The following is a 25,484-nucleotide window of genomic DNA, read 5'->3' as shown; positions in this document are numbered from 1 at the left end:
GTGATGCCACCGCCCGATTGGCAGGTTCAGGCGGTGCGTAGCCAGACGCTGGTGTCGACGGGCAGCAGGTTCTGGTTCAACGGTTGGGAGGAGATGAGGATCTGGGCATGGTCAGGGAGACGGAAGGGGGTGTCGGAGAGATTGACGATGCAGGTGAAGGTCTCGCCGCGGGTGAGGGCGAGGACGTCGGGGGCGGCGTCGATCCACTGCATGGGGCCGTCGCCCAGGGCGGGTTCGGCCGCGCGCAGGGCGAGGGCCTGGCGGTAGAGGTTGAGCATGGAGTCGGGGTCGGGTTCCTGGGCGGCTGCGGTCAGCTGTGCCCAGGCTGTGGGCTGTGGGAGCCAGGGGGATGCGGCGCCTTCGGGGCTGAAGCCGTAGGGCTCGGTGGTTCCGCTCCAGGGCAGCGGGACGCGGCAGCCGTCGCGACCGGGGTCTTCGCCGTTCGTGCGGTGGTAGATGGGGTCGTCACGGCGGTCGGCGGGGATGTCCTCGACCTCGGGCAGACCGAGTTCTTCGCCCTGGTAGATGTAGACGGCGCCGGGCAGGGCCATGGTGAGCAGGGCGGCGGCGCGGGCGCGGACGCGGCCGAGGTCTTCGTCGACGACGGGGTTGTACTGGCGGATGCCGTTGGCGGTGCTGGTGTCGGGTCGGCCGTAGCGGGTGACGTGGCGGGTGACGTCGTGGTTGGAGAGGACCCAGGTGCTGGGGGCTCCGACGCCGGCGTGGGCGGCGAGGGTCTGGTCGATGACAGTGCGCAGGGCGGTGGCGTCCCAGCTGCAGCCGAGGAAGTCGAAGTTGAAGGCGGAGTGGAGTTCGTCGGCGCGCAGGTATTGGGCGAATCGGGCGGGGTCGGCGAGCCAGACTTCTCCGATGAGTGCGCGGGGGTCGGGGTAGGAGTCGGCGACGGCGCGCCATCCTCGGTAGATGTCGTGGTTCTCGTCGAGGTCGACGTAGGGGTGGGGGTAGGGGAAGATGCTGTGATCGTAATCGGGCAGGTCGGGGTCCTTGCTGCACATGGCGGCGGAGTCGACGCGGATGCCGTCGACGCCGCGGTCGAACCAGAACCGCAAGATGTCTTCGTACTCGGCGCGTACGAGGGGGTTGCGCCAGTTGAGGTCTGGTTGTTCGGGGGCGAACAGATGCAGGTACCACTGGCCGTCGGGCACGCGGGTCCAGGCGGAGCCGCCGAAGATGGACTGCCATTGGTTGGGGGGCAGTTCTCCGTTGTCACCGCGGCCGTCGCGGAACCAGAACAGTTCGCGTTCGGGTGAGCCGGGGGCGGCTTGGAGGGCGGCGGTGAACCAGGCGTGCTCGTTGGAGACGTGGTTCGGGACGACATCGACGATGATGCGGATGTTGCGTTCGTGTGCTTCGTTGATGAGTTTTTCGGCTTCGGCGAGGGTGCCGAAGCGGGGGTCGATCCGGCGGAAGTCGGTGACGTCGTAGCCGGCGTCTGCCATCGGCGTCAGGTACCAGGGGGAGAACCAGATGGCTTCGATGCCCAGGTGCTGGAGGTAGTCCAGTCTGGAGCGCACGCCCGCCAGGTCGCCGATACCGTCGCCGTTTCCGTCGGCGAAGCTTCGGGGGTAGACCTGGTAGATGGCTGCGTGACGCCACCAGTCGGTGGTGCGCGGGGTCATGGTGCCTGCCTTCGTATGTGGTGCGAACAGTGCGCGGGCCCGGCCGGCGGGGATGTGGGCCGGGCCCGCGAGTCTTTACGGGGTGGTGCCCGGGGCCGGCCGGTGGTGAGGGGCCGGCCCCGGGTTGGCCGGGGTTACCAGCCGGAGTTGCCGCTGCCGCGCTCAATGGTGAATCCGCCGGTCATGTTGAGGGCGGCACCGGTGGTCCCGGTGATCTTGGTGTTGGAGAAGGTGCCCTTGCCGGCGGCGTTGCCTTCGATGCCGTTGGCACCGGTCTTGTTGATGGTCAGCCCGTCCACGCGCAGGTCGGAGACCTGCTTCTGCCAGGAGATGAGCAGTCCGCTGTAGGTGGAGTCCTCGACCGTGTTGTTCTGCAGGACGACGGGCTGGGTGATGTCGTGGATGTCGGCATAGATCCACAGGGCACCGAGGTCGGAGTTCCAGTTCACTTCCTTGCTGCCGGTGCGGCGCAGGAGGTTGCCCGAGACGGTGGTGGTGCCGCTGAAGGGTTCGCCGAAGCGGGTGGAGACGGTGATGCCTGCTGCGGCGACGACGGTGTCGGAGATGAGGTTGTTCTCGACGCTGTTGCCGTTTCCGCCGTAGACGGCGGCGCCGTTGGCGAGGGTCGGGAGCTGGACGGTGTTGTTGCGGAATGCGCTGTTGGTGACGGCTGCTCCGTCCGACCACATGGCCAGCGCGTCGTCACCGGTGCCGCGGATGCTGCTGTTGGAGATGACCGTGTCCTTCACGGCGCCGTGCAGGTTGACGCCGTCGGCGTAGGTGTTACGGATGCGCAGGTCGCTGGCCCTGAGGCCGGTGGTGGGGCTGGAGATCCACAGGCCGACCTTGGTGTGCTGGATCCAGACGTTCTCGATAACGGACCCGGTGCCGAAGTCGCCCTCGATGGCGGCCTGTCCCCCGGCGTCGTCGCGGACGGTGTTCTGGCCGTCGATCATGAGGTCTTCGACGGTGCTGGTGCCGCCCTGGCCGAAGAGCCCGCCCTTGAGACCGGTGCCGCGCAGGACGGTGTGCCACACGCCCGCGCCGCGCAACTTCACGCCGGAGAGGTTGATGTGGTCGGAGATGGTGTAGGTGCCGGCGGGGAGAAACAGGCCCTTGCCCTGGTTCTTGGCGGTGTTCAAAGCGTTGTTGAGAGCTGCGGTGACGTCCTGACCGCCCGGCTTGACTCCCAGGTCCGCAGCCGAGACGTAGCCGCTGGGAAGGATGGCGGCCGTCCCGGTCTCCTCTGCCTCGATGAGGTCGAGGGTGTAGGAGGAGGCGGTGTCGCCGCTGTCCTTCTGCAAGCGCAGGACGGTTCCGGCGGGCAGCGTCCGGCCGAAGGTGGCGCGGGCCTCGTCGAAGAAGCGGTGACCCTGGCCTTCGCCCGGGTTGTTGGTGTACGGGTAGGCGCCGTAGACCCAGGCGTAACGGGAGGTGAGCTGGAGGTCAGGCAGGGCCGTGCCGTCGGCGTAGGCGCTGAGGGTGGCGTCGATGCCCTTGCCGTCGCTGCTGTCGGGCAGTGAGTAGCGCAGGTTGATGGCGTTGGCGGGCTTGGTGAGCTTGATCTCGACGTAGTCGCCGGTCTGGGTCAGCTTGACGGCCTTGCGGCCGGAGGCTTCGGAGGCGACGGTGAGGTAGGTGCGGTCGGGGCCGATGGTCGAGCCCTTGAGGGTGCCGGCTTCGGCCTCGTAAGTGGTGAAGGGGACGGTGGCGCCCACGCCGCTCGGGTCGGTGGGGTCGTCCGGGTCGGTGGAGCCGGTAGGGGTGGTGGTCTTCAGGTTGTCGATGTTGACGTTGCCGGTGTCGTTGCTGGTGAAGGCGAGGGTGAGAGCGTTCGTACCCTGCTTGAAGGTGACCGGCACGTCGACGGTGGACCAGCTCGCCCAGCCGCTCGTGGCCGGGAGCGTGATCTGCTTCGCGACCCCCGCCACGCTCAGCGTGAGTGTCTTGCCCGAGCCGGTGCCGTTCGCGTAGCGGATGCTGACCGTACCGGTCCCGGCGTAGGCGGACTGGATGGTGGTGGCGATCGTGGCGTGGCCCTTGTTCCCGTCGGTCAGACCGCCGACATACCCGCTGCCGGTGTACCCGGCGTGCTCCTGCTGACTGACCGCCCCACCCGACAGGGTCGCCGACTCCGCCTCCATCGTGGAGGGGTCTGTGGGGGTCGGGTTGTCCGGCTGTGCCGGGGTGATGGTCTTCAGGTTGTCGATGTTGACGTTGCCGGTGTCGTTGCTGGTGAAGGCGAGGGTGAGAGCGTTCGTGCCCTGCTGGAAGGTGACCGGAACGTCGACGGTGGACCAGCTCGCCCAGCCGCTCGTGGCCGGAAGCGTGATCTGCTTCGCGACCCCCGCCACGCTCAGCGTGAGTGTCTTGCCCGAGCCGGTGCCGTTCGCGTAGCGGATGCTGACCGTACCGGTCCCGGCGTAGGCGGACTGAATGGTGGTGGCGATCGTGGCGTGGCCCTTGTTCCCGTCGGTCAGACCGCCGACGTACCCGCTGCCGGTGTACCCGGCGTGCTCCTGCTGACTGACCGCCCCACCCGACAGGGTCGCCGACTCCGCCTCCATCGTGGAGGTGGCGGCGTAGGCGGGCGCGGGGGCGGCCAGGCTGTAGGAGAGGGCGCCGGTGAGGGCCAGCAGCATGGCGGCGGATATGGCGGCGGTGGGCTTGAGGGACTTGGCGGTGCGGAGTTTCGACACGGCTGTGTGTCCTTCCGGGAAGGGGCGGCTCGCCCTTGAGGGGTTTGGGGCCTCGCGCAACCTGGGCTGCGGTGGCGGTCGAACGGGGGCCGGGGCGGATGTCTGGGGCCTGGTCCGGTTCGACGTGGCAGGAGCGGGGCCCGGTGGTGGCGGGCAGTGACGAGGTGGTGGTCGGGGCAGGCGTGTGCTGCGGTGGTGGCCGCCGTGGAGTCGTGCCGCCGGCGTCATGGGGTGGGTCCCTGCGGCACTCCGGGTTCGCCGGCTTCGCCTGTGGTGCGCTCTTAGGCGGCGTGGGCGGAGTCGGGTGGGGTCGGGTGGGGTCAGCCTTTGAGGCTGCCTGCGGTGAGGCCCGCGATGATGTGCCGCTGGAAGATCAGGAAGATCACCAGCAGCGGGATCGAGGCCATGACCATGCCGGCCAGGAGTTGGTTGGCGGGCATGAATTCAGCGAGTCGGTTGAGCGCGACGGTGATGGGCTGGCGCGCGGGGTCGGGGAGGACCAGGAGGGGCCAGAGGAAGTCTTTCCACACACCGACGACGGCGAAGATGGAGACCACGGCCAGTACGGGCCGGGACAGCGGCAGGACGACGGATACCAGGACGCGCAGGGGGCCGGCTCCGTCCATGCGTGCGGAGTCCAGGAGTTCGGCCGGGATCTGGTCGAAGAAGCGTTTCAGGATGAAGATGTTGAAGGCGTTCGCGCAGGCCGGCAGCCAGATCGCCCAGGGGGTGTTGATCAGGTTGACGCCGAACAGCGGCACGTCGGTGACGGTCAGGTAGGTCGGCACCAGCAGGGCGGAGACGGGCAGCATCAACGTGGCCAGCATCATGCCCAGAACGATGTTGCCCAGGACCGGGCGCAGCTTGGACAGGGCGTAGGCGGCGGACACGTCGACGAGGAGCTGGGTGAGCCAGGCGCCGGCGGCCAGGAGCAGGGTGTTGAGGAAGTAGTGGCTCAGTCCGACGTTCGTCCATGCCTGGGCGTAGGACTCGGGGTGCCAGGTGTGCGGGACGAGGGTGGGGGTCGGGTCGGCCAGTTCGGAGGACGATTTCAGTGCTCCGCCGGCCATCCAGTAGAGGGGGAAGACGAAGGCGAGGGTGAAACCGAGGACGGTGGAGCACAGCACGAACCAGTAGAGGAAGCGGCCGGTGCGGCGGTTCATTTCGGCGGGGGCGATGAGGGTGCGTTCGCTTGAGTCGGACATGGTCGTTCCTTTCAGCCCTTGCTGCGGGTGAGGCGGAGGTACACCGCTGCGAAGAGTCCGAGGACGATGAAGAGCACCGTGCTCATGGCGCTGGCCATGCCGAAGTCGTTGTAGACGAAGGCGTAACGGTAGAGCAGCAGCAGGACGGTCACGGTGGCGTCGTTGGGTCCGCCGCCGGTGAGCACGTAGGGCTCGATGAAGACCTGCATGGTGCCGATGACCTGGAGCAGAAGCGTGATCATCAGGATGAACCGCATCTGCGGGATCGTCACGTGCCACAGCCGCTGGCGGATGGAGGCGCCGTCGAGCTCGGCTGCCTCGTAGACCTCGCCGGGGATGGAGCCGAGTGCGGCGAGGTAAATGAGGGTGTTTGTGCCCATGTTGGCCCAGGTGGAGACGAGGACGAGGGAGATCATGGAGATGTTCTCCGACTCCAGCCACTGCTGGGCCGGCAGGTGGAGGGTCTCCAGGACGTTGTTGAACAGGCCCGGGCCCGGGTCGTAGAACCAGCGCCACAGGAGCATGGTGACGATGGGGGGCAGCATGACCGGGAGGTAGACGGTCATGCGCAGGTACGTACGTGCGTGGCGGAACTCGTTGAGGACGACCGCGGTGAGGAAGGGAGCGGCGAATCCGAAGACGAGGGCGAGCAGGGTGAAGTAGCCGGTGTTCTTCCACGCGGTCACGAAGAGCGGGTCGTCGAAGAGCCGGCGGTAGTTGTCCCAGCCCACCCAAGTGGCGGGCTGGGAGAAGGTCACCTGCTGGAAGCCGAGGAGCCAGCCGCGGATGATCGGGTACCAGGAGAAGAGGGCGAAGCAGAGCACGCCCGCGCTGAGGAAGCTGTAGGCAACGAGGTGCTCGCTGAGGCGGCGCCGACGCCCGGTCGGGTTGTTCATGCTGGCCTTCTGCGGCTTGGGAGGGGAAGCTGGTTCCCGGGTGAGGGTCGGAGCCGCCATGTCACTTGACCGTCGCGAGGATGGTGTCGACCCTCTTGGACGCGTCCTTGAGCAACTGGTCGAGGTCGGCGTCCTTCTTCGTCAGGACTGCTTGCATGATGCCGTCGAGGACGGTGTAGATCTGCTGCGCGTTCGGCGGTTCGACCTTCTGGGTCAGGAGGTCGTTCCGCTCGGTGAACGGCTTGTAGTTCTTCTGCGGCACGTTGGCGTACTTCGCGTGCGCGCGTTCCTGCTTGCTTGCGGCCGGTCCGTTCAGGAGCCGGTCCAGTGGAAGCCCGATCGGAACGTCGTTGCCGGAGGCGCGCTTGTCCTCGAACTCGGTCCGGTCGGGGTTGAGGTACTTCCACAGGACCCACTCGATGCCGGCCTTGATCTTCTCCGGCGATGCCTTGGGGTTGAACATGAAGCCGTTGCCGCCGCCGAGGGTGGCCTTGCCCGGCATCGCGGCGACGCCGAACTCGCTGTACTTGCGCTCGAACTGCTTGACGATGGTGGGAATATTGTCCGGTCCAGCCATGTACATGCCTAGCTTGCCGGAGCCCATCATCTTCTGCACGTCGTCGATCTGCAGCAACTGCCGCGTGCCCATGGAGTTGTCGGTCCAACGCATGTCATGCAGCATCTGGAGCGCGTCATGGCCGGCCTTGCTGTCGAAGGCCGCCTTCCACTTCCCACCCTCGTCCTGGGCGGCGATGTCGCCGCCCATGGAGTAGACCCACGACGTGAAGTGCCAGCCGCCCTGATTGTTCTTGCTGTAGTCGGCATAGCCGACCGTCCCATCACCCAGCGCGGTGATCTTCTTGGCGGCCGTGCGAACCTCTTCCCAGGTGGTGGGCGGCTTGTCCGGGTCGAGTCCGGCCTTCTTGAACAGGGCGCGGTTGTAGATCAGGCCGAGGGAGTACTGGCCGTTCGGCAGGCCGTAGAGCCCTCCGTCGGGTCCGGTGAACACTTTCAGGTACTCGGGCTTGACGTCCTTGACCCGTGACAGGTCCTTGGCGTACTTCGTAATGTCCGCACCTTGGCGCCGCTGGATGAGACCGGCGGGATCGGTGAAGTAGACGTAGTAGACGTCCTCCAACTGCCCCCCGGCGAGCTTCGCGGAGAAGGTCTTGGGGTCCATCTGGCCCTCGCGGGCATCGATCTTGATCTTCGGGTGCTCCTTCTCGAAGGCCTTGACGTCCTCCTCGAAGTACTTCCGGTCCACCGGCTGGGTCTTGGGCGGCATGCCGTTCACCGAGATGGTGACCACGCCGCCCTCGCTACCCGAGGACGGAGAGCCGCCGCAGGCGGCAAGCCCTCCGGTGAGAACGCAGGCTATCCCCGCGCCGATGAACCTGCGGCGACTGCGCAGTCCGCTCATGACTGATCTACCTTCCGTGGATGCACTGCGCCGGTGCCCCGTCAACCGAAGCCCCGGCGGATACGCAGAAGGTAGAAGTCAGCTATGTAAAAAGTCAATGACAAGTTGCAAAAGATTGATTACTTCGGCCGTGACCTGCCGAAACCCGGTCTCGCGGTGGAGGACCTGACGATCAGCTCCGCCTGAAAGAGGGTCAGGCCCGGCACGGTCCGACGGCTGCGGATCTGCTCGTCGAGGGACTCGATCGCAGCCTCGGCCATGGCGGCCACCGGCTGTCGGCACGTCGTCAGCGGCGGGTCGACCGCGCTCATGAACGCGGAGTCGTCGAAGCCCACTACCGACAGGTCCTCCGGCACCGTGAGCCCGCGCCGCCGGGCCCCTCTGACCGCACCCAGCGCAAGAGTGTCGCTTCCGCAAACAACTGCGGTCACTCCCTGGTCGAGAAGATCGGAGATCGTACGCGCACCCGCCTCCAGGGCGAAGAGGCTGTGGCCCACCCAGGGCGTCCACTGCGTCTGATGCACTCCCCGGGACTGCCAGAACTGCGCGAAGCCGCGCAGTTTCCGCACCGACGGCACATGGCCGCCGGGGCCGACCAGCAGCCCGATGCGCTCGTGCCCCATTCCTTCCAGGTGCAGCATGGCCTGCTGAACAGCCTGCATGTCGTCGGCGGCGATCTGCACCAGATCGGAGTTCTCGTCGGCGACGTTCACCAGCACCATCGGCACCTGCCGCTCCTTCAGCGCCGCCCCCTGCTCCGCGCCGACGTCCGTGTAACTGGAACCGACGAAAACGATCCCGCCGATGTTCTGCGCCAGCAGCATCTCGATGTAGTTGGCCTCGGAAACCCCATCTGCTGTACGAGTGCAAAGCACCGGCACATAACCGCGCTTGTTCAAGCGCCCCGCCAGCGCCTCCACGAAAGAAGGGAAGACCGGGTTCTGCAGATCGGGGACCACAAGGCCCACGAGCGGCGACCGCTCCGCCGTCGCGCCGGCCGGACGTTTCAGACCCAGGACGTCCAGCGCTCGCAGAACCCGCTCCCTGGTCGCCGCAGCAACACTCGGACTGCCGTTCAGCACGCGCCGGACCGTCAGCTCGCTCACGCCCGCGAACTCCGCTACCTTCCCTACCTTCACTGTCATGTCGCCACCATACAGTCAGCTCGCAAAAAATGTTCAGCCGAACGCAATAAATTACTCGGCTAGGCCGGTGACGAGCGGATCGAGCAGGCCGAAGACCGACTGGCAGGAGAGAACGCCACCTCCGGCTCGTCCCCTTGAGCGCTCAGCTGCCTCGTACGATCACGGGTATGCCGCCGACCGGTCGCTCATCGCGCCGTTCTACTGGGCGATATCGAAGGGTGCGAAGACTTCGCTGCCCACCTCGTCGGTGACGACGAGCAGCAGAGCCATGTCGTGCTGCTCCATCGGGCTCAGCGTGAGCGTGTGGGTCAGTTCGTTCCGGCCCTGGGCCTCTTCCCCGGTGGTGGTGTTCTTCAGGGACAGCCAGGCCGAGGTCTCGACCGGGGTGCACGCGCTCGTCGTTGGGGACGTTGCCCCACAGCTCCGGGGGCATCGGGCGGACGCCGATCTGATACGTGACGTTGTCGCCCGTCGGGTTCGGTGGACTCCAGCGTCCTGGTGACCGATGCAGCCGCCTGCTCGTCCGTCACCGTCCGCGGGCCACCTGGACGCGGCATGTCATGCAGACCGGCGATCCGGTGCTCGACGAATCTCGCACGCCAGCGGCCTACCGCATGCGCGGTCCGAGCCGAGGCGAGCCGCCACGTCCTTGTTGGACACACCCTGACTCAGAAGACTGGCGCGTGGCGCGTGTTTTAGAACTCGCTGACCTGCCTGGTTGGTCGTCCGAGGAGGTTGCGGCCGGCCATTCAGAGGGTGAGGTCGCGGACGATGTCCGCTGACACTGCCACTCTTCACCGCCCAGGACGGGGTCCGCGCCACGGGCCGCAGTTTTCCCGGCAGCCGTCAGAAGTTGCGGATACTCCGGTGCAGGTCAAGGGGTGTGACCTCGGCCGTCTAGGGTGGCAGGAGGACAGGAAGGACCAAGCGGTGACGACCGTGGTGCTGCGCTCGACCGATCTGACGCTGAGGCCGTGGGAGCCGGGTGACGCCAGCGCGCTGGCGGCGTTGGCCGATGACGAGGAAGTCCGTCGCTGGACGTCGCACCGCGTGGCGGGGCTCCAGGACGCGGAGCGCTGGATCACGACCCAGGAGGCGGGCTGGAAGTCCGGGAAGCGGCTCAGCTTCGCCATTCTCATGACTGGGCGGGTCGTGGGGCACATCGTTCTCAAACAGTCCGGCGGCGAGGCGTGCGGTGAGGTCGGCTACTGGACGGGTGCCTCGGCACGGGGCCTCGGCGTTGCTTCCAGGGCCGTGGAATTGATGACGACCTGGGCCTTCGACACCAGGACGGAAGCGGGACTCAGCCGCCTGGAACTGATCCACAACGCGGGCAACCCCGCCTCCTGCCGAGTCGCGCAAAAGGCGGGCTACACCCTGGAGAGGGTCCTGCCGCCTCGTGCCCCGCACGAAGCCGAGGGACATCTCCACGCGCGCGAACGCGGAGCCGTTCATCTGCCTTGACCAGCCGTGTCAGGCAGCGCCAGGCGGTTGCCGAGGTACCGAACACGAGGACAGCTCGTTACGACTCGGCTCTCACACCGGTGGGTGGCCGAACGGGCTGGGACTGTTGAGGCCAGGGTCGCTGTCCCTGACGTAAGAGACGGCTGACTCGATCGCCGGAGACGTTTCCGCCCGTTCGCTCCTGTCTGATCCCAAGGCGCCCCCGTCACCCCTGTTTGCGCCCTGCGGCCGCGTGTCTGACGAAGGAACTATCGAACCATGTCCCGGCAGCAGCCGTATCCGAGTGACCTCGGCTGCATGGAACTCGACCGCCTCACCTTCAACGGCACCATCATCGAGACCGGCACCGACTCCTACCGCCTCGCCGGCACCCGAGCCCGAGCTGAAGAACCCGTCAAAGTCAGCCGATACGGGCACTCACCCGAGGCCCCCTGTGCCTTGCCCCCCTGGACGCTCGCGCTCTGAGTCCGAGACCGACTCGGCGCGGGGCCCCGCCGCAGCCCCTGAGCCAGTGAGCTGCCTTCAGCCGTCGCGGGCCATGGTGAGCCGGTCGAGAACATGTCGGATGCCGGGTTGCCGCTCCGTCCCCGCGCGGTGGAGGGCACGGACGCTGCGGTGGACCGGTACACGCAGCGCGTGGATGCTCAGGTCCGGTCCCGGGGAAGGCAACGCCATGCGGGGAATGAGGGCGACTCCTGCGCGGCGGGCGACCAGGGCGGTCAGAACAGCGAAGTCGCCCGCCACTGCCACGGCTCGCGGGACGAAGCCGGCGGCGCCGCAGGCGCGTTGTGTCATTTCGTGGCAGGCCGTCTCGGGTCCGGGAAGGAGCCACGGGGCGTCGGCGAACCGGCGCAGGTCCGCCTGCGCACCGGGAGCGAGGCGGTGGTCGGCGGCATCGGCGGGGTGCAGGACGAGATGCACGGGTTCGTCGAACAGGGCCGTGTGTTCACAGCCCGCGGGAGCCGGGCGGGGCAGCAGGCTGTAGGAGTGGGTGACCGCGATGTCGACCTCACGGCGCACAAGGGCGCCCTCCGCCGCCGGGGGCTCGTGTTCGACCAGGAACACGGCGGGCTCTTCCGGGGCCGGTGCCGCGCCGGGTTCGGGCCAGAGGCTGGGGATGATCGCGCGGGCGGCCGAGGCGAACGCCGCGACGCGGACGGTGCCGCGTTCGCCCCGCCGCAGTGCCGTCAGATCCGACTCGGCGGCGGCGAGGTTGCCGAGGAGGACATGTGCGTGATCCACGAGACGCTGCCCCGCGCCGGTCAGGTGCAGGGTACGGCCGCGCTTCTCCAGAAGTTGCACCCCTGCTTCCTTCTCCAGCACAGCCAGTTGTTGCGACACGGCGGGCCCGGTGAGATGCAGGGCCCGGGCTGCGGCGGCAACCGTGCCGTGCGAAGCGAACTCGGCCAGCACACGGAGCCGGCGGACCTCCAACAAGAAAGCTCCTCTACTCGATCAACAAGAAAAAGGTAAATAGACCTAATCCACCCTACCTGGCAGAGTCGACCGGGTGAAGCTAGACAAGACCTTGCTCGCCCTCGCCACCACCGTGCTGCTGTGGGCCACCGCCTTCCCCGCGATCCGGGTGGCACTGGACGGCTACGGGCCCTCCCAACTCTCCTTCCTCCGCCTTGCCGTCGCCTCCCTCGCCCTGGGGGCCGTCGCCCCGTCGCTGGGAGTCCGCCGCCCCGCGCGCACCGATCTCTGGCGCATCGTCCTCGCGGGCGGCGCCGGAATGAGCGCCTACCAACTGCTGCTGAACTGGGGGGAGATCCACGTCCCCGCAGGCACTGCCAGCCTCATCGTGGCCGCCGTCCCGGCAATGAGTGCCGTCCTGGCGGCCGGCTTCCTGGGCGAACGGCTCACCCCGGCCAAGGCCGGCGGGTCACTCGTCGCCCTCGCCGGCGCGGCCCTCATCGCCGTGTCCGGCAAGGAGAGCGGATACACGGCAGCGGCGTGGGCCGTCCTCGCGGCCGCGTGCAGTCAGGCCGTCTACCACCTGACGGTCAAGCCGCTGCTTCGCCGTTACACCGGGTTCGAAGTCGCCACCTACGCGATGTGGGCCGGAACCGCTCTTCTCGCCCCCCTCGCCCCCAGCGCCTTCCGGGCCGCGCTCGGTGCCCCGGCCGGTGCGACCGCGGCGGTCGTCTTCCTCGGCATTCTGCCCTCGGCCGCCGGGTTCGCCGTCTGGGGCTACGCCGTCGCCCGGCTCAGCGTCACCGCCGCCACCGCCGCGCTCTACCTCGTTCCCGCGGTCACGCTCGCCGCCTCCTACCTCTGGCTCGGTGAGCGACCACGGCCCGTAGCGATCCTCGGCGGACTCATCACCATCGCCGGACTCATCCTTCTCAACAAACGCCGCAGCCCCGCCAACCACATCCCCGCCCCGTCCCCTTCACCCGCCGTCCCTCCGCGCCACCACTCCTGAAGCCCACGTCGCACCGCCTGCCGACCCCCACGCCTCTCCATTACCGATATGTCGGCATGGCGGCATGTTGGCAGGCAAGGCGCCCACCTGCGACACCCTCCGCGACAGCACCGGTCCGCCCACCGAGCAGTTACGCACGGTCACCCAGGAGTTTCGGCCCTACGAGACGTTCACCTCCCCGTCAAGGCCGCCCACTGGTTTCCGGGCCTCAGCGTTCACGCTCCGTCTTCCACGCGGGCGAGCCAGGTAGTGAGCAGTGATTCGAGCGTCTCGGCCTCGCCGGGTGTCAGCAGATCCAGCAGACGGCGTTCATTGCGCATGTGGTCGGCGAACGCCTGGTCGATCAGTGTGCGTCCGGGCCCGGTCAAGGCGACGATCCGGCCACGCTGGTCGTCGTCCGACCGGCGACGAGTGACGAGCCCGGCCCACTCCAAGCGGTCGATCCTCTTGGTGATCGCGCCGGTGGTGACCATCGTGTGGGCGGCGAGCTCGCCCGGAGCCCGTTCGTATGGCTCACCTGCGCGTCGCAGTGCGCACAGGACGTCGAACTCTCCCTCACTGAGGCCGTAGCGGTCGTAGACGCGACTGAGCTCCCCGGTGAGCCGGCCCGCCAGGCGGTGCAGCCGGCCGATCACGCCCTGTGGGGAGATGTCGACGTCAGGCCGCTGCTGACGCCACTCGGCCTGAATGCGGGCTACATGGTCCAGCGCGTGCCGATCTTCCATGAATCCATAGTAGCTTCCCGGGAAGCTATATTCGCTTCCATGGAAGCGAATAAGCGCTGGGTAGTGGTGACCGCGATCGCACCGGCGGCCTGGGGTACCAACTACTTCGTCACGCACGAGTTCCTGCCCGACGACCACCCCCTGTACGGCGCGGCTTGGCGGGCGCTGCCCGCTGGGCTCGTCCTGCTGGCCCTCTGCAGACAGCGGCCGCGCGGCCCGTGGTGGTGGAGATCCGCCGTGCTGGGCCTGCTCAACGTGAGTGTCTTCTTCACCCTCGTCTACGTCGCATCCCAGACGCTGCCGACAAGCCTGGCCTCGACCGTCATGGCGGTGTCCCCCCTGACGATGATGCTCGTGGCCTGGCTCCTGATATCCGAACGACCCCGGACAACCCACCTCGTCGGTGCCGGGATCGGGCTCGCCGGAGTGTGTTCCATGCTGCTCACCGGCACGGAGGACGTGAGCGTGCGAGGTGTCCTCGCCTCGGCCGCCGCCATGGCCACGTCATCCTTCGGCCACATCCTGACCAAGCGGTGGAGCGCCGACGCCGACGTACTCGCCTCGACCGCCTGGCAGCTCACCGCCGGCGGACTGCTGCTGCTCCCCGCGGCGGCTGCCATGGAGGGGCCTCCCCCCGCACTTTCCCCGTCCGCCCTCCTCGCGTTCGCCTACGTCGCCCTCATCGCCACCGCACTGGCCTTCACGGCCTGGTTCACCGGACTGCGGCACCTGCCCGCGGGGACCGTAGGCCTGCTCGGCCTGCTCAATCCCGCCACAGGTGTACTGCTGGGCACGGTGATCGCCTCCGAGGCACTGACCGTTCAGCAACTTGGCGGACTGACACTGGTCCTGGCCGGAGTCGTGCTCGGCCGGCCCACCGGCAGGCCCCGTCGCGGGAGACGACGCGACAGCGGCCGAGGGCCCGCCGGTCCTGTCGCGGACAACCGATCCATGCGAGAGCCGTCTGTCCCGCATCCGCCCCCATGAGTGCGCCCGCCCTGCCCGGCGGCCGAGGTTCGCCGCTGAAGCGCGGTGCGGACGGCCACGGTGTGCCGGTGGAGGCGCTGTCTGCGGATGCGGCGGGCTCGGGTGGGAGCCGATGGTCATGATCACGGCGCGCGACCGGCGGCACCCTATGTGCGAGACCGGTCCGGCACGGCCTGCCGGTGGAGCTCCGACGTCCGGAATTCCTCGCCCCGGACTTCGCGCGTGCGCCCCCGCGGCTCCGCATGCCGCGCCCTGGTCGGCGGCTCTGGCCTCAGCTGGTCCGGTTCCGACGCGGTCCGTCGGCCGCAGCGTGGTGGCGGCTTCCGGCGTTCGCACGGGGAGCGACGGCCCCAAGGAGGCCGACGAGCCACCGCAGGGCCGGCGCCGGGCCTCGCAACCGCCTCGGTCATGTGCAGAATGGCGACCGACGGAGACCGGAGGGATGCTCGACCGGGGATCTTGTTCGTGCCAATCGACGCCACCGGCCGCAAGTCCGCCCGGCTCATCGCGGATGCCGAGCTGAAGGTCTATGAAGGCGGCTCGCACGGCATAGCCCTGGTGCCGGGCGACAAGGAGCGCTTCAACGAGGACCTGCTGGATTTCTTCAAGAAGTGGCGCGCGTACGCATCGGCCGTCACAGCCGCCGTGGCGCTTCTGAGCCGAAGCACGATATCTGTCGCTGGCAGAGCCGAATGGGCTGACAACAGTGCTGGGCGAAGCAGCGTGGTTGCCACCCAGGAGGCAGGCTACTTGTCACAGACGCTCAATCGGCAGCCTTCCTGTCACGGGGTCGAGGCGTGACGCATCCATCCAGCTGTTGAGCGGATCGCGTCAGGCTCCGGGACACGAGCCCCGGGGCCTGACGCGCTCACTTCGAGCCTTTCGAACCTCAAGCTGGTGCGCGCTGAAGGATAAGGGCTGCCTGGACCATCGTGGTGATGAGTTGCCACCGGCCGAGGTGGGCGCGACCGGGTCAGCAGCCCGCACTTTCGGTCGTCGCTTGCGTCTCGCACCCCTTCGCCACCAGGGCCCTCTCTGGAATGCCGGATCGGCCCCGCAGGCAGGCTCGCGGTGCCTCGCAACGTGCCTTGCAAGAATGCTTCCTGCATGCATGCTTCGCTCTGGGGTGGGTTCGTTGGTTTGGTTCGCGGAGAGGTTCCTCTGGGACGCAGAGCGTCCTGAGTGGACGTGGGTCCCGTCAAAGTCCGTGGGGCCCATACGGTTCGGTCAGAGCAAGGAGGAAGTCTCAGCCGCTCTGGGCGAGCCGATCACGGGACGGGGTGAGAGGTACGCGCGTTGGTATCCCTTCGACGGAGTCGGCATCGACACCTACTACGACCAGGAGTCCCAGACCCTGGCTGCAGTCGCTGTCGACGCCTGCCGGGGCCCCCAGGTCAGCCTCGACGGCACTCCTCTGGTTGGCCGGCTGCCCTCGGAACTCGAACCCTGGCTTGAGGAGACCGCGTCAACACTTGAGGACGATCCAAACCTGCCCGAGTACGTCTGCGGCCTGCGCTTCGGGCCCCGTGGGGAGCCGTATCTCCTCAGTCTGGGCTTGATCCTGCGCTGCCAGCAGAACGGTGACCACGCCCGCTGCCGCCCAGTGTTCCTTGCTCCTCAGTGGGCCATGCGAGGCCAAGAATGGATCGAGGACTTGATCCCCGATAGGGAGTGGCTGACGTATTGAAGCCGCTTGTGGTGGGTAATCGGACCGGCAGCCCCAACCATCCGGCATCGATCTGTCCAGCCGTACACCGCAGCATCTCACCAGCCTCCCCGCAGGCCACCGCCGCCGCATCGCCTCCCGGCGGCGCCGCCTCACCTGCGGCCGACAGGCCCTGCTCGTCCTGGCCCACCTGCGCTGCGGCGACTCCAGCTCGGGATCGCGACGGTCTACAGGTACATACGCGAGGCTGTTGACCTTACGGCCGCTCGGGCGCCCGCGCTGGAACAGGCCATGACGGCGGTGGCGAGCAACGCGTATGTGATCCTCGACGGCACAGTGCTCCGATCGACCGCATCGCAGCCGACCAGTCGCACCACTCCGGGAGAAGCACCATGGGATGAACGTGCAGGCCCTGCTGTCCGCGTCGCGTTCCGGGGCGAGAGTCTGCGTGGCCGGCGCCGGCGTCACGATCGCGATCATGCCAAGATCCGCAGCCTCGGCGAACGTGCCATGGCCACCCTCAGATGCTGGCGGCTCCTGCGGAAGCTCCGTTGCAGCACCATCCGGATCACCGCCGTCGCCCGTGCCGTCGTCGCCCTCGAACTCGCCACCTGATCAAAAGGGAAGCTCACTGTCAGAGCCTGGGCTTACGGTCCAGGACATGGCAATCAAACCATCAGCACTGTGGCGTGAGCGCGTGCGCGAAGAGGCAATGGAGCTCGCGGCGGGGAAGCGGGACCGGAGTGATGCCTTTCTGGAGGAGCTCTTCCCTGAGTCACTGCTGGCGGCGACGGATGAGGCGCTGCGTACGTTCGAGTCGGACGTAGAGGCGCTCCGGGACCTGGACGACGAGCAGGTGTTCGAAGCGATCAAGCGTGTCGTTCTGGTGCTGAACGACATCAACGAGGACCACAACGGGTCCGGCTACGAGACCGAAGAGCGGGAGGAACTGTGCCTCTACATCGACGAGACCTTGATGGAGCACGGCATCAACGTCCCCGCTCTGGCCGCGAGGCGAGGCATCAGCCGCACCGAGATCACGGATGACTGGCGGGACTGGTAGCCGTTGCTGTAGCAAGTTGGTGCGTGATTACGTTGGAGACGTCAAGGTTCTGAGCTGGGGCTTTGTGTCAGCTGGTGGTGTGTGCGGGCCGTACGGCGGTGACTGGCACACCCGCGACGGCGCGGAGCGCGACCACCGTACGTCCGCGGGGCAGCGGGTTCTCGCTCTCCGCAGCGGGCCCGGGATGCGAGGAGCCCTTCTCCACTGTGCGCCATAACCGGGGAGCGTTGGAATCAGCCGTTGGCGAGTATCGGGCCGGCCGGGGCGGAGAGTGCCTGGTGAGCGTGGGGGCAGGGCGTGGCAGAGGGGTTTGTGGGGATGAGCATCCGGCGCAGGAGATCACGGGTGGTGCGCTTCCGCAGTGTGCTGCGCCAGGCCAGTCCCGGGTGGCGGGACCGTAGATGTGACAGCGCACGGGTGCCCAGGCCGGTGCTGTGGAAGCGCTCGTCGATAGCGACGGTGGTAATGACGCCCTGGGCGCACTCAGTGCAGATCCGGTAGCGGACCTCGCCGACGACCTGGCGGGTGTGCACAAGGAGCAGACATTCATCGCCCGGACCCGGGTCGTCCGGGATGTGCGTGGACAGGAGATCGATTGCCCGGTAAGCGAGGACGCGGCGGCGCAGGCGGCCGGTGCGCCGGCCTCGGCGTGAGTGCTTGGCGCCGTCATGGTCTGGCGGCGGTGTCTCGGCGGAGGGCTGGCCGATGAGACTGCCGCTGCTGGGACGCGCATGTTGTCCGTGCATGACCTCCCGTGTGCCCGAACAGCCGACGGATACCCACTCCAGTGCGCCGAGCACCCCGCCCAGGCGCACCTCGGGTTCCCCGACCGGGACCCCGAGGGCGCGCTTGCACCGTGGATTCGCCTCGACGAGCCACAGGACGCGTTCCACACCCAGGTGGCGAACGTTCTGCCTGACGGCCGTCACACGGCAAGGCACACACTGAGCCTTCCCAGTAACGGATCATGACGTTGTGTGGCAATTCAGATGGTTCGGTCGTAGTCGAGCTGGAGCAGGAGGAGGGCCGCGGCGGCGATCTGGGTCCATGTCGGTCAAGGGATGCCTGTTCGGGGGTTACGCCGTCGTATGAGCTGACTCCGCAACGGCTCCCTCGACCTTCGGCGGCCAGTGCTGGAGCACCGCCTTCACCCCATGGGCGGCCGCGGCGATCCGGGCGCCCAGGGAAGGGCTGCTGTTGCGCTGCCGGAACGCCGTATCCAACTCCAGGACTGCGGCGGCCAGCACCTCCAGCTGTCGCAGCTGAGCGAGGAGTTGGGCACGAGCCTGCTCGCCCCGACCGGCGGCGATCACCAAGGCGCGCCACTGCAGGGCATCCAGCTTCCGCTCCAGATCCGATTCGTCGACGAAGTCGCCGTCGCCGATCGCGCGGGAGCGTTGGATGGCCTTGCACCCCTGCAGCACCTGAACCGCCAGCTCGCCCTCCGGACTGTCCAGATCCTGCTGGGTCACGTAGCTGTGGTGCAGGCGGCGCAGTACCTCCGCCTTGGACGTCATGCCACGCACCACCACCTTCCCCCTGCTGGACACGGCATCGTTCCACAGCGGCGCATCCTCGAAGGCCTTGCCGCGCCCGTACCGGACCCGGCGCAGATGGCTCCGCTGCTCGTAGGGCAAGTCCGGGTCGGTCATCACCGGGCCGTCGTCCAGGCGCCGCGCACAGTCCGGCAGATACAGTTCCACCAGCTCGTCAAGCGCCGCCTGACGCAACTCACCCGCGACACCGGCCTGTCGTCCTCCACCGCCTACCGCTACCTGCACGAAGGACTGACCGTCCTGGCGGCCGGGGCGCCGGATCTGCATACCGCGCTGGAGCGGGCGAAGGCAGCAGGGCTGACCCGTCAGGGGCTCGCCCCGACTCGGCCCGCCGCTTCCTGCAGGTGGACGCGTGCGTGCACGGTATGGCATACGCCGATGGCGAAGGAGAGTGCCGGCGTGAGGCCATTCCTTCGAGTGAACCGGCCCTGACAAGTTCAGTGCCGAACCGGTCGAGGCGACGTTTCGTGCCGGCAGTCTCAAGGGCGGCTCCCGGGTTGGGTGTACTACATGCTCGTCGAGTGCCAGGATCGGTCGTATGACGACTCAAGAACCCCGTCAGGCAGGTGGACCGGTGCCGGTCCTGGCCCCGGACGGAGACGTCGACAGCGAGTCCCTGCCCGCCCTGCAGGCTCAGGCCGACACCGCGCTCGCTCAGCACGGCACGGTCATACTCGACGCCCACCGCATCGACTTCGCCGACTCTTCCTTCCTGCGCCTGGTCCTCACCCTCCACGACCAGGGCGACCTCAGAATCGCCGACCCCTCCTTCGCCGTCCGACACCTCCTCCAGGTCGTCGGCGCCGACACCCTCCTCAACCTCTACCCCACCGTCCACGCAGCACAAGCAGCCGCCAGCACCGGCCACAACTGATCCGCACCTGCGCGGGCCACAGCACCCGCCCGGCAAGGCAAGCGACTCAACCTCCACCTCACCCGTAGAGCCACCCTCCGCGATCTCGTACGTCAACTGCGCGGGGGCGTACCAGCTGCGCCGGGGGTGACGCCCTGGACTGCGGCCAGGACGAGGCCGTTCACAGAGAATCGACCCCCGGGTGTGCGGGGCGCCGGCAGTCTCCCCACCCGGCGGGTGAGCGGGGCCTGCCTGCGGCACGAAGGCCGACTGTGTGTTCCCGCCCGGGCGGCGCTCGCGGGAGTGATGTACGTATGGCTGGACGGTGCCTCCGGGCGCGACGTACCTACGGAGGCAGTGGGCTGCTCCGGGGTGACCGCGTGGCGCCGACTGCGGGAGCGGACCGAGGCCGGCGTCTGTCCAAGGCTGCACGCCGAGAGCCGGGTGATAAAGCGGTGCCCGGGCTCCGGTTCCGTCACTACAGTGCGCCCGTGGACACTGAGATCACATACGAACTCTTCGAGCCCGCCCACGCGGACGAGCTGGTCGCCTTCCTCTCCGGTGACACATGGCCGTTTCACGGCCGCGACTCCGTCGAGCCGCACGAGGCCCGGCGGTGGATCGACGAGGGCCGCTTCGAGGGCGACGACAACCGGTCGTTCTGGATCACCCGTACGGGCGAACGCGTCGGCTTCGTACGCCTCATGGACCTGCGCGACAGCGCGCCCCTCTTCGACCTCCGCATCCACTCCGGGCACCGGGGGAACAGCCTCGGCGCCCAGGCCCTGGCCTGGCTCACGCGGTACGTGTTCACCGAGTTCCCGAAGGTCCGTCGGGTCGAGGGCAACACCCGCCATGACAACGCGGCGATGCGGCGTACGTTCCGCAGGTGCGGTTACGTGCAGGAGGCCCACTACCGCGAGGCGTGGCCGGCCGCCGACGGCAGCGTCCACGACGCCGTGGGGTACGCGATCCTGCGCCGCGACTGGGAATCGGGGACCACGACGGTCCCGGCCTGGGACGACGATCGCGGTGCGGGGCGCTGACGGGTCCTCGCTGCGGGGTGGCGGAATCCCCTCCCCGGAACGCACAGGGCCGCACGGCCCGAAGCCCTCCGGAGGCTTCGGGCCGTGCGGTCCGGTATGCGGTGCGGCCGTCGTCAGAAGACCGAGGGCACGTAGCTGTAGCAGTAGTTCTTGCCGCCGTAGTACTGGTCGCCCTCCACCAGCAGATAGCCCCCGGTCCTGGGGCCCACGATGCCGTCCACGGTGAGGTTGAAGAGGGAGGGGGCGGTGCGCTGGTACCACTGCACCCAACTGCGGGTGTTGGGGCCCCAGAGGCCGTCCTCGGACAGGGGACGACCGTAGCCCTGGTCGGAGGCGATGTCGTTGAGGAGGTGCTGGACGCACCACACGCCGTGCGTGTTGTTGGCGTAGCCGTCGCCGATGTAGCCGGCGGACGGGGATGCCTGGGCCTGGGTGACCGTGCCGACGGTGAGAAGCGCGAGCCCGGCGGTCACGCCCGCCATCTTCGCGAGGACACCGCTGCGTCGGCCCTTGCCAGTCTTCGTAGCCATGGAGACTGTTGTCCCTTCGTCATTCGACCCCGACGGCGGCGGGAGCCGCCGTCGGAATCCAGACTCGCCCGGGCGGCCCCCGCGAACTATCCGCTTCGGGAGCGGGAGTCGGCCGCTTTTGCGGATAGTCAGGACCGTCCCTTCGCCGTATCCGACGGCAGTCGTCCGTACACCCGCCGGTACTCCGCGCTGAAGCGGCCGAGGTGCGTGAAGCCCCAGCGGCAGGCGACCTCCGTGACCGATCCGGTGGCGCGGCCCGCGGCGAGGGCCGTCAGATCCTGGTGGACACGGTCGAGCCGGACCCTGCGCAGGTACGTCAGGGGTGTGGTGTCGAGGTGCGTACGGAAGGCCTCCCGCAGCGTCCGGACGCCGACCCGCGCGGCCTGCGCGATGTCGGAGACCGAGACGGGCTCGTGGGCGTGGTCCGCGCAGTACTCCGTCGCCCGGCGCAGGGCGTTCGGCAGCATCGTGGTGCCGAGGCCGGGCACCTCGTCGTTCCAGGAATGGGCCTGTACGTCGAGCAGGGTGTCGACCAGGAGGCGTTCGAAGTGCCGTACGCCCAGGCCGGGCCGGAGCGCCAGCGGCGAGAGCAGGAACTGCCGGAACGCGGCGACGAGCGCCAGCCAGGAGCGTACGGCCGGATCCGCACGGTCCAGATGCGGCCGGCGGAAGCGCAGCGGCTCCCGCGGTACGTCGCCGAGCCGCACCGAGGTCACCTCGTCGACGACGGCCCGGGACATGGCGAGCGCCCCGTTGACCGCCCGGTGGTCCCAGTCCATCAGGACCACGTCCCCCGGCCCCGCCACGCACAGCGGGGACGGCAGGACGGTGCCGTTGACGGCCAGAACCCCCGCGCCGGCCTGCGGCAGGACGACGGTGTAGAAGTCGGGCAGCTCCTGCACCAGCAGCCGCACCGGGGCGCCGTAGACCAGGTCGTACAGCCCCACGGCCCCCTCGTGGAAGGCACGGAACCTGCTCGGCGTCCGCTGCGCCCCCAGCACCGTCAGCCGGTGCGGCGACAGTCGCCCTCCGACGACCTGGCGCATCTCCTCGATGTCCCGTCCTTCGTAGATCCGCACCGGCTCCGCTCTGCCGTTCCCCTGCTCCAGCGCGTCGACCGTCATCGCCCGCCCCCGTTGCCGTACCGCTTCCCGACGCCCCGCCCGTGCGGAGCCGCACAACTGTGCTGTTCCGGTGTGCGGTGCGGCAAGGAGATCGGGACGGCCGCCCGGCGTGTCGCGGGCGGTCCCGAATGCCGGACTTGAGCTGGAGCGCACTCCAACTCGTACCGTCGCCGCCATGAACCGCACCGATTAGCAGCCGCTCGGCCCGCCGTTCCCCGCAGCCGCCACCGCCGACTTAGTCACGCCCCGGGCCCGGCCTCGAAACGCCCCATCCGCTCAAGGCCGCCGGGGCCCGCGTCGTCGTCAACAACCCCGCCGGCCACACGCTCACCGCCATCCCGGGGCACGACCCGCACTTGGATGCGTTCGGCGTCGACGTCGTCCTGATGGACCTGGGTGTCGACCTGCGGCACACCGCATCTGCCTGGTCCCAGGGCGACGCAGTCGGGCTGAATGCTCAGGACCGTGGAAGAGGTCCTGCTCCGGCTGAAGGAGCTGTTGTTTCCCTCGATTGCCGACGGCGCCGTGTGTCCGGTCTGTGGTGCGTGGTCGAACCGGGTTCACGGTTCCTGTCTGCGGCCTGGAAGGTCATCGTGCCCGCCCTTTGGATGCGGCGGGGAAGCGGGCGGAGGCGGGGTCGTACCGATGCCGTGGAGCAGGGTGTCGACGACGATGTCGGCGGCTTGGCCGGGGGTGAGTCGGGGCAGCTCTCGGGATGCCTGGTGCATGAACAGGGGGATGAGGGCGGAGGCCCATCCCGCTGGGAGTCCGGGCCGGAAAAGTCCCTCGTCGGTGGCGCGCTGGAGGAAGGCGTCGACTTCGCGCACGAAGTGATCGCGCCGCTCGCGGGAGGGGGCATCGGTCAGCATGCGGGCGAGGTCTACGGGCCAGGTCCGGTTGACCTCGATGACGCCTTCGATGTAGCGGTGCAGGGCGACCTGCACCGGGGCCTCCCGTAGGCGGGCCTCACGGATCACCGCCTCGATGGCGTCGAGCCGGGCCTCGTAGACCGCGGCCAGCAGGGCCTCCCGGGAGGCGAAGCGCCGGTAGACGGTGCGCCGGTCGACGCCCGCTTCCGCGGCGATGTCGGCCATGCTCGCCCCCGCGTCGACGGCGAGTGTGCGTGCTCCCGCCGTCAGAACGGCTTCCAGGTTGCGTGCAGCGTCAGCTCTCATCCCAAAAACTTACCTTGCGCGTGCCTAATGCTGCACATTCTGACTCACGAGTGAGCCCTAACAGGACCTAAGTGCTACATTAGAGTGACAGATGCGTTGCTCGAAAGGATCGAACGTCATGACGACGACCTACGACCGGCTCTTCATCGGCGGCTCCTGGGTGAAGCCCAGCGATCCGGAGCTGCTCGACATCCGCTCCCCCCACGACCAGTCCGTCGTCGGCCGCGCCGCCCAGGCCCAGCCCGCCGATGTCGACCGCGCTGTGGCGGCCGCCCGGGCCTCGTTCGAGTCCGGTGTGTGGAGTGGCACCCCGCCGCACGAACGCCTCGCCGTCCTGCGCCGCTACAACGACCTGCGCGAGCGGAACGCGGAGAAGGTCGCCGAGCTGATCACCGCCGAGAACGGATCGGCGGCCTGGTTCACACTCGCCGGGCAGGGCGGCCTGACCCGGCAGGCCAACGCCTACTTCAAGGCCGCCGAGGACTTCGACTGGGAGGCCGTCCTCGTCCCGTCCGACCCGGCCAGCCCCTTCCGCAGCATCGTGCGCCGTGAAGCGATCGGCGTCGTCGCGGCCGTCATCCCGTGGAACTCGCCGTTCTCCGCCGCCAACGCGAAAATCATCCCCGCGCTGCTCGCCGGCAACAGCGTGGTACTCAAGGTCTCCCCGGAGAACTCCCTCAGCATGGGCTTCCTCGCTGAGCTGCTGGAGCGGTCCGGGCTCCCGCAAGGAGTGATCAGCGTACTGCCCGCCGACCGGGCGACCAGTGAGTACCTGATCTCCCACCCTGACGTCGACAAGATCGCCTTCACCGGCTCCACCCGCGCCGGACGGACCATCGCGTCCATCGCCGGGCAGCAGCTCAAGCGGGTCAGCCTCGAACTCGGTGGCAAGTCGGCCGCGCTGATCCTCCCCGACGCCGACCTCCAGCAGGCCGTTCACGGGCTGAAGTTCAGCTCGCTCCTCAACAACGGAGAGGCGTGCATCGCGCAGGTCCGCATCCTCGCGCCACGCTCCCGCTACGAGGAGGTCGTCACCGCACTCAAGGAACTGGTGGAGTCACTGAAGGTCGGCGACCCCCTGGCGCAGGACACCTTCATCGGCCCGATGATCCGCCGCGACCAGCAGCAACGCGTACGCGACTACATCCGGGTCGGCATCGAGGAAGGAGCCCGCCTCATCACCGGCGGCTCCCACATCCCTGCGGGGCTGGAGGCGGGCAACTACGTCACCCCGACCCTCTTCGCCGATGTCGACAACTCCATGCGCGTCGCCCAGGAGGAGATCTTCGGCCCGGTGCTCGTCGTCATCGCCTACGACGACGAGGACGACGCCGTCCGCATCGCCAACGATTCCGAATACGGCCTCTCCGGCGGTGTCTGGTCCGCCGACACCGACCACGCCCTCGCCGTCGCCCGGCGCCTGCGCACCGGCACGGTCACCGTCAACGGCGCCCCCATTGGTTTCGACGGCCCCTTCGGCGGCTTCAAGACCAGCGGCATCGGCCGTGAGTACGGTGCCGTCGGCCTCGGCACCTACACCGAGTACAAGACCATCACCACCATCTGAACCGGCCCCGCCCGTCGACACGGTCGACCGGTACGCCCGCGTCCTCGCCGATGCGGGAGGACGTCTTGTCCTGGCCGGTGCTCAGCCGTCGCTCGTCCGAGCGCTGGACGCCCCCGGGCTCGGCGCCCGCCTCGGTGAAGGCGGAGGCGTATCGGCACGGCCTGAGGTGTTCGGGGCCCTGAGGGCTGCGATTGCCGAGGGGCAGGAGTGGCACTCTGCACGGCGGCGGAGCACAGCGGGCCCTCACGAGGTAACAGGAGAGAGCTGACAAAGTGCGTCTACGGGCGCGCGGTGT

General features: G+C 68.4%; 23 protein-coding genes and 4 pseudogenes. 13 read left to right on the top strand and 14 right to left on the bottom strand.

Going from position 1 to position 25,484, the window contains the following annotated elements; genetic code table 11:
• Window positions 1–26 precede the first annotated feature (26 nt).
• The 6 genes from ACZ6C6_RS09120 to ACZ6C6_RS09095 form a co-directional block, all read right to left on the bottom strand.
• The gene (locus ACZ6C6_RS09120) at window positions 27–1,640 is read right to left on the bottom strand and encodes a glycoside hydrolase family 13 protein (protein ID WP_469200623.1); all 1,614 of its coding nucleotides are present in this window, start codon (window positions 1,638–1,640) and stop codon (window positions 27–29) included.
• Between the two features lie 134 nt (window positions 1,641–1,774).
• Window positions 1,775–4,339 carry a carbohydrate-binding protein gene (locus ACZ6C6_RS09115; protein WP_469200621.1) on the bottom strand — a complete coding sequence of 855 codons (2,565 nt, stop codon included), beginning with the start codon at window positions 4,337–4,339 and terminating at the stop codon, window positions 1,775–1,777.
• A gap of 320 nt (window positions 4,340–4,659) precedes the next feature.
• The gene (locus ACZ6C6_RS09110) at window positions 4,660–5,544 is read right to left on the bottom strand and encodes a carbohydrate ABC transporter permease (protein WP_469200619.1); all 885 of its coding nucleotides are present in this window, start codon (window positions 5,542–5,544) and stop codon (window positions 4,660–4,662) included.
• An 11-nt stretch (window positions 5,545–5,555) separates the two neighbouring features.
• Window positions 5,556–6,440, bottom strand: coding sequence for a carbohydrate ABC transporter permease (locus ACZ6C6_RS09105; RefSeq protein ID WP_469200618.1), 885 nt, complete (start codon window positions 6,438–6,440; stop codon window positions 5,556–5,558).
• A gap of 61 nt (window positions 6,441–6,501) precedes the next feature.
• Window positions 6,502–7,749 carry an extracellular solute-binding protein gene (locus ACZ6C6_RS09100; protein ID WP_469200877.1) on the bottom strand — a complete coding sequence of 416 codons (1,248 nt, stop codon included), beginning with the start codon at window positions 7,747–7,749 and terminating at the stop codon, window positions 6,502–6,504.
• 230 nt (window positions 7,750–7,979) lie between these two features.
• Window positions 7,980–9,005: a LacI family DNA-binding transcriptional regulator gene (locus tag ACZ6C6_RS09095; protein ID WP_469200616.1), complete on the bottom strand. Its 1,026-nt coding sequence runs from the start codon at window positions 9,003–9,005 to the stop codon at window positions 7,980–7,982.
• 930 nt (window positions 9,006–9,935) lie between these two features.
• On the opposite strand from ACZ6C6_RS09095, the gene ACZ6C6_RS09090 reads away from it, so the two are divergent.
• Both ACZ6C6_RS09090 and ACZ6C6_RS09085 read left to right on the top strand, forming a co-directional pair.
• Window positions 9,936–10,469: a GNAT family N-acetyltransferase gene (locus ACZ6C6_RS09090; protein ID WP_469200614.1), complete on the top strand. Its 534-nt coding sequence runs from the start codon at window positions 9,936–9,938 to the stop codon at window positions 10,467–10,469.
• A 303-nt stretch (window positions 10,470–10,772) separates the two neighbouring features.
• Window positions 10,773–10,841, top strand: a pseudogene (locus ACZ6C6_RS09085) (ATPase); the annotation flags it as partial.
• A gap of 150 nt (window positions 10,842–10,991) precedes the next feature.
• Here ACZ6C6_RS09085 and ACZ6C6_RS09080 read toward each other — a convergent pair.
• Complete coding sequence (locus ACZ6C6_RS09080; protein WP_469200612.1) at window positions 10,992–11,906, bottom strand: LysR family transcriptional regulator; 915 nt, start codon at window positions 11,904–11,906, stop codon at window positions 10,992–10,994.
• A 73-nt stretch (window positions 11,907–11,979) separates the two neighbouring features.
• Here ACZ6C6_RS09080 and ACZ6C6_RS09075 point away from each other — a divergent pair, with 73 nt between their 5' ends.
• Window positions 11,980–12,897, top strand: coding sequence for a DMT family transporter (locus ACZ6C6_RS09075; RefSeq protein ID WP_469200610.1), 918 nt, complete (start codon window positions 11,980–11,982; stop codon window positions 12,895–12,897).
• 215 nt (window positions 12,898–13,112) lie between these two features.
• Here the strand turns inward: ACZ6C6_RS09075 and ACZ6C6_RS09070 are convergent, their stop codons facing one another.
• The gene (locus ACZ6C6_RS09070) at window positions 13,113–13,622 is read right to left on the bottom strand and encodes a MarR family winged helix-turn-helix transcriptional regulator (protein WP_469200608.1); all 510 of its coding nucleotides are present in this window, start codon (window positions 13,620–13,622) and stop codon (window positions 13,113–13,115) included.
• Window positions 13,623–13,661: 39 nt separating this feature from the next.
• Here ACZ6C6_RS09070 and ACZ6C6_RS09065 point away from each other — a divergent pair, with 39 nt between their 5' ends.
• From ACZ6C6_RS09065 to ACZ6C6_RS09040, 6 genes and pseudogenes are all read left to right on the top strand, one after another.
• A complete protein-coding gene (locus ACZ6C6_RS09065; RefSeq protein WP_469200606.1) occupies window positions 13,662–14,609 on the top strand; it encodes a DMT family transporter in 948 nt (315 codons plus the stop codon).
• Window positions 14,610–15,074: 465 nt separating this feature from the next.
• Window positions 15,075–15,221 (top strand): annotated as a pseudogene (locus ACZ6C6_RS09060) (alpha/beta fold hydrolase); the annotation flags it as partial.
• Between the two features lie 523 nt (window positions 15,222–15,744).
• The gene (locus tag ACZ6C6_RS09055; protein ID WP_469200604.1) at window positions 15,745–16,296 is read left to right on the top strand and encodes a hypothetical protein; all 552 of its coding nucleotides are present in this window, start codon (window positions 15,745–15,747) and stop codon (window positions 16,294–16,296) included.
• 46 nt (window positions 16,297–16,342) lie between these two features.
• Window positions 16,343–16,890 (top strand): annotated as a pseudogene (locus ACZ6C6_RS09050) (helix-turn-helix domain-containing protein).
• 46 nt (window positions 16,891–16,936) lie between these two features.
• Window positions 16,937–17,338, top strand: a complete 402-nt coding sequence (locus tag ACZ6C6_RS09045; RefSeq protein ID WP_469200602.1) for a hypothetical protein — start codon at window positions 16,937–16,939, stop codon at window positions 17,336–17,338.
• 434 nt (window positions 17,339–17,772) lie between these two features.
• A complete protein-coding gene (locus ACZ6C6_RS09040; RefSeq protein ID WP_469200600.1) occupies window positions 17,773–17,991 on the top strand; it encodes a hypothetical protein in 219 nt (72 codons plus the stop codon).
• 423 nt (window positions 17,992–18,414) lie between these two features.
• Here the strand turns inward: ACZ6C6_RS09040 and ACZ6C6_RS09035 are convergent, their stop codons facing one another.
• Window positions 18,415–18,990, bottom strand: a complete 576-nt coding sequence (locus ACZ6C6_RS09035) for a hypothetical protein (protein WP_469200598.1) — start codon at window positions 18,988–18,990, stop codon at window positions 18,415–18,417.
• A gap of 66 nt (window positions 18,991–19,056) precedes the next feature.
• Between ACZ6C6_RS09035 and ACZ6C6_RS09030 the strand changes: the two are divergent.
• The 3 genes and pseudogenes from ACZ6C6_RS09030 to ACZ6C6_RS09020 all read left to right on the top strand — a co-directional run.
• Window positions 19,057–19,191 (top strand): annotated as a pseudogene (locus tag ACZ6C6_RS09030) (IS5/IS1182 family transposase); the annotation flags it as partial.
• A gap of 241 nt (window positions 19,192–19,432) precedes the next feature.
• Window positions 19,433–19,768, top strand: a complete 336-nt coding sequence (locus ACZ6C6_RS09025; protein WP_469200596.1) for an STAS domain-containing protein — start codon at window positions 19,433–19,435, stop codon at window positions 19,766–19,768.
• 470 nt (window positions 19,769–20,238) lie between these two features.
• On the top strand, window positions 20,239–20,793 hold the full coding sequence (locus tag ACZ6C6_RS09020) for a GNAT family N-acetyltransferase (protein WP_469200594.1): 555 nt from the start codon (window positions 20,239–20,241) through the stop codon (window positions 20,791–20,793).
• 113 nt (window positions 20,794–20,906) lie between these two features.
• Here ACZ6C6_RS09020 and ACZ6C6_RS09015 read toward each other — a convergent pair whose 3' ends face one another.
• From ACZ6C6_RS09015 to ACZ6C6_RS09000, 4 genes are all read right to left on the bottom strand, one after another.
• Window positions 20,907–21,323, bottom strand: a complete 417-nt coding sequence (locus ACZ6C6_RS09015; protein ID WP_445064933.1) for a peptidoglycan-binding domain-containing protein — start codon at window positions 21,321–21,323, stop codon at window positions 20,907–20,909.
• A 128-nt stretch (window positions 21,324–21,451) separates the two neighbouring features.
• Window positions 21,452–22,447 (bottom strand): AraC family transcriptional regulator, encoded by a 996-nt coding sequence (locus ACZ6C6_RS09010; RefSeq protein ID WP_469200592.1) that lies wholly within the window; start codon window positions 22,445–22,447, stop codon window positions 21,452–21,454.
• A 239-nt stretch (window positions 22,448–22,686) separates the two neighbouring features.
• Window positions 22,687–22,860, bottom strand: a complete 174-nt coding sequence (locus tag ACZ6C6_RS09005; RefSeq protein ID WP_469200591.1) for a hypothetical protein — start codon at window positions 22,858–22,860, stop codon at window positions 22,687–22,689.
• Window positions 22,861–23,007: 147 nt separating this feature from the next.
• On the bottom strand, window positions 23,008–23,622 hold the full coding sequence (locus ACZ6C6_RS09000) for a TetR/AcrR family transcriptional regulator (protein WP_469200589.1): 615 nt from the start codon (window positions 23,620–23,622) through the stop codon (window positions 23,008–23,010).
• Between the two features lie 118 nt (window positions 23,623–23,740).
• Between ACZ6C6_RS09000 and ACZ6C6_RS08995 the strand changes: the two genes are divergently transcribed.
• On the top strand, window positions 23,741–25,189 hold the full coding sequence (locus tag ACZ6C6_RS08995) for an aldehyde dehydrogenase (RefSeq protein ID WP_469200587.1): 1,449 nt from the start codon (window positions 23,741–23,743) through the stop codon (window positions 25,187–25,189).
• On the opposite strand, the gene ACZ6C6_RS08990 is transcribed toward ACZ6C6_RS08995, so the two are convergent.
• Window positions 25,176–25,403: a hypothetical protein gene (locus ACZ6C6_RS08990; protein ID WP_469200586.1), complete on the bottom strand. Its 228-nt coding sequence runs from the start codon at window positions 25,401–25,403 to the stop codon at window positions 25,176–25,178. The genes ACZ6C6_RS08995 and ACZ6C6_RS08990 overlap by 14 nt on opposite strands.
• Window positions 25,404–25,484: the final 81 nt, after the last annotated feature.

The organism is Streptomyces sp. NPDC041814 (assembly GCF_055590565.1).
This window is presented reverse-complemented; position numbering and strand designations above follow the sequence as displayed.

Coding starts and splice junctions, on each gene's coding strand:
- ACZ6C6_RS09120 (WP_469200623.1), bottom strand. CDS start 1,640: ATGACCCCGCGCACCACCGACTGGTGGCGTCACGCAGCCATCTACCAG.
- ACZ6C6_RS09110 (WP_469200619.1), bottom strand. CDS start 5,544: ATGTCCGACTCAAGCGAACGCACCCTCATCGCCCCCGCCGAAATGAAC.
- ACZ6C6_RS09105 (WP_469200618.1), bottom strand. CDS start 6,440: ATGAACAACCCGACCGGGCGTCGGCGCCGCCTCAGCGAGCACCTCGTT.
- ACZ6C6_RS09095 (WP_469200616.1), bottom strand. CDS start 9,005: ATGACAGTGAAGGTAGGGAAGGTAGCGGAGTTCGCGGGCGTGAGCGAG.
- ACZ6C6_RS09070 (WP_469200608.1), bottom strand. CDS start 13,622: ATGGAAGATCGGCACGCGCTGGACCATGTAGCCCGCATTCAGGCCGAG.
- ACZ6C6_RS09065 (WP_469200606.1), top strand. CDS start 13,662: ATGGAAGCGAATAAGCGCTGGGTAGTGGTGACCGCGATCGCACCGGCG.
- ACZ6C6_RS09045 (WP_469200602.1), top strand. CDS start 16,937: ATGGCAATCAAACCATCAGCACTGTGGCGTGAGCGCGTGCGCGAAGAG.
- ACZ6C6_RS09035 (WP_469200598.1), bottom strand. CDS start 18,990: ATGACCGACCCGGACTTGCCCTACGAGCAGCGGAGCCATCTGCGCCGG.
- ACZ6C6_RS09025 (WP_469200596.1), top strand. CDS start 19,433: ATGACGACTCAAGAACCCCGTCAGGCAGGTGGACCGGTGCCGGTCCTG.
- ACZ6C6_RS09015 (WP_445064933.1), bottom strand. CDS start 21,323: ATGGCTACGAAGACTGGCAAGGGCCGACGCAGCGGTGTCCTCGCGAAG.
- ACZ6C6_RS09010 (WP_469200592.1), bottom strand. CDS start 22,447: ATGACGGTCGACGCGCTGGAGCAGGGGAACGGCAGAGCGGAGCCGGTG.
- ACZ6C6_RS09000 (WP_469200589.1), bottom strand. CDS start 23,622: ATGAGAGCTGACGCTGCACGCAACCTGGAAGCCGTTCTGACGGCGGGA.
- ACZ6C6_RS08995 (WP_469200587.1), top strand. CDS start 23,741: ATGACGACGACCTACGACCGGCTCTTCATCGGCGGCTCCTGGGTGAAG.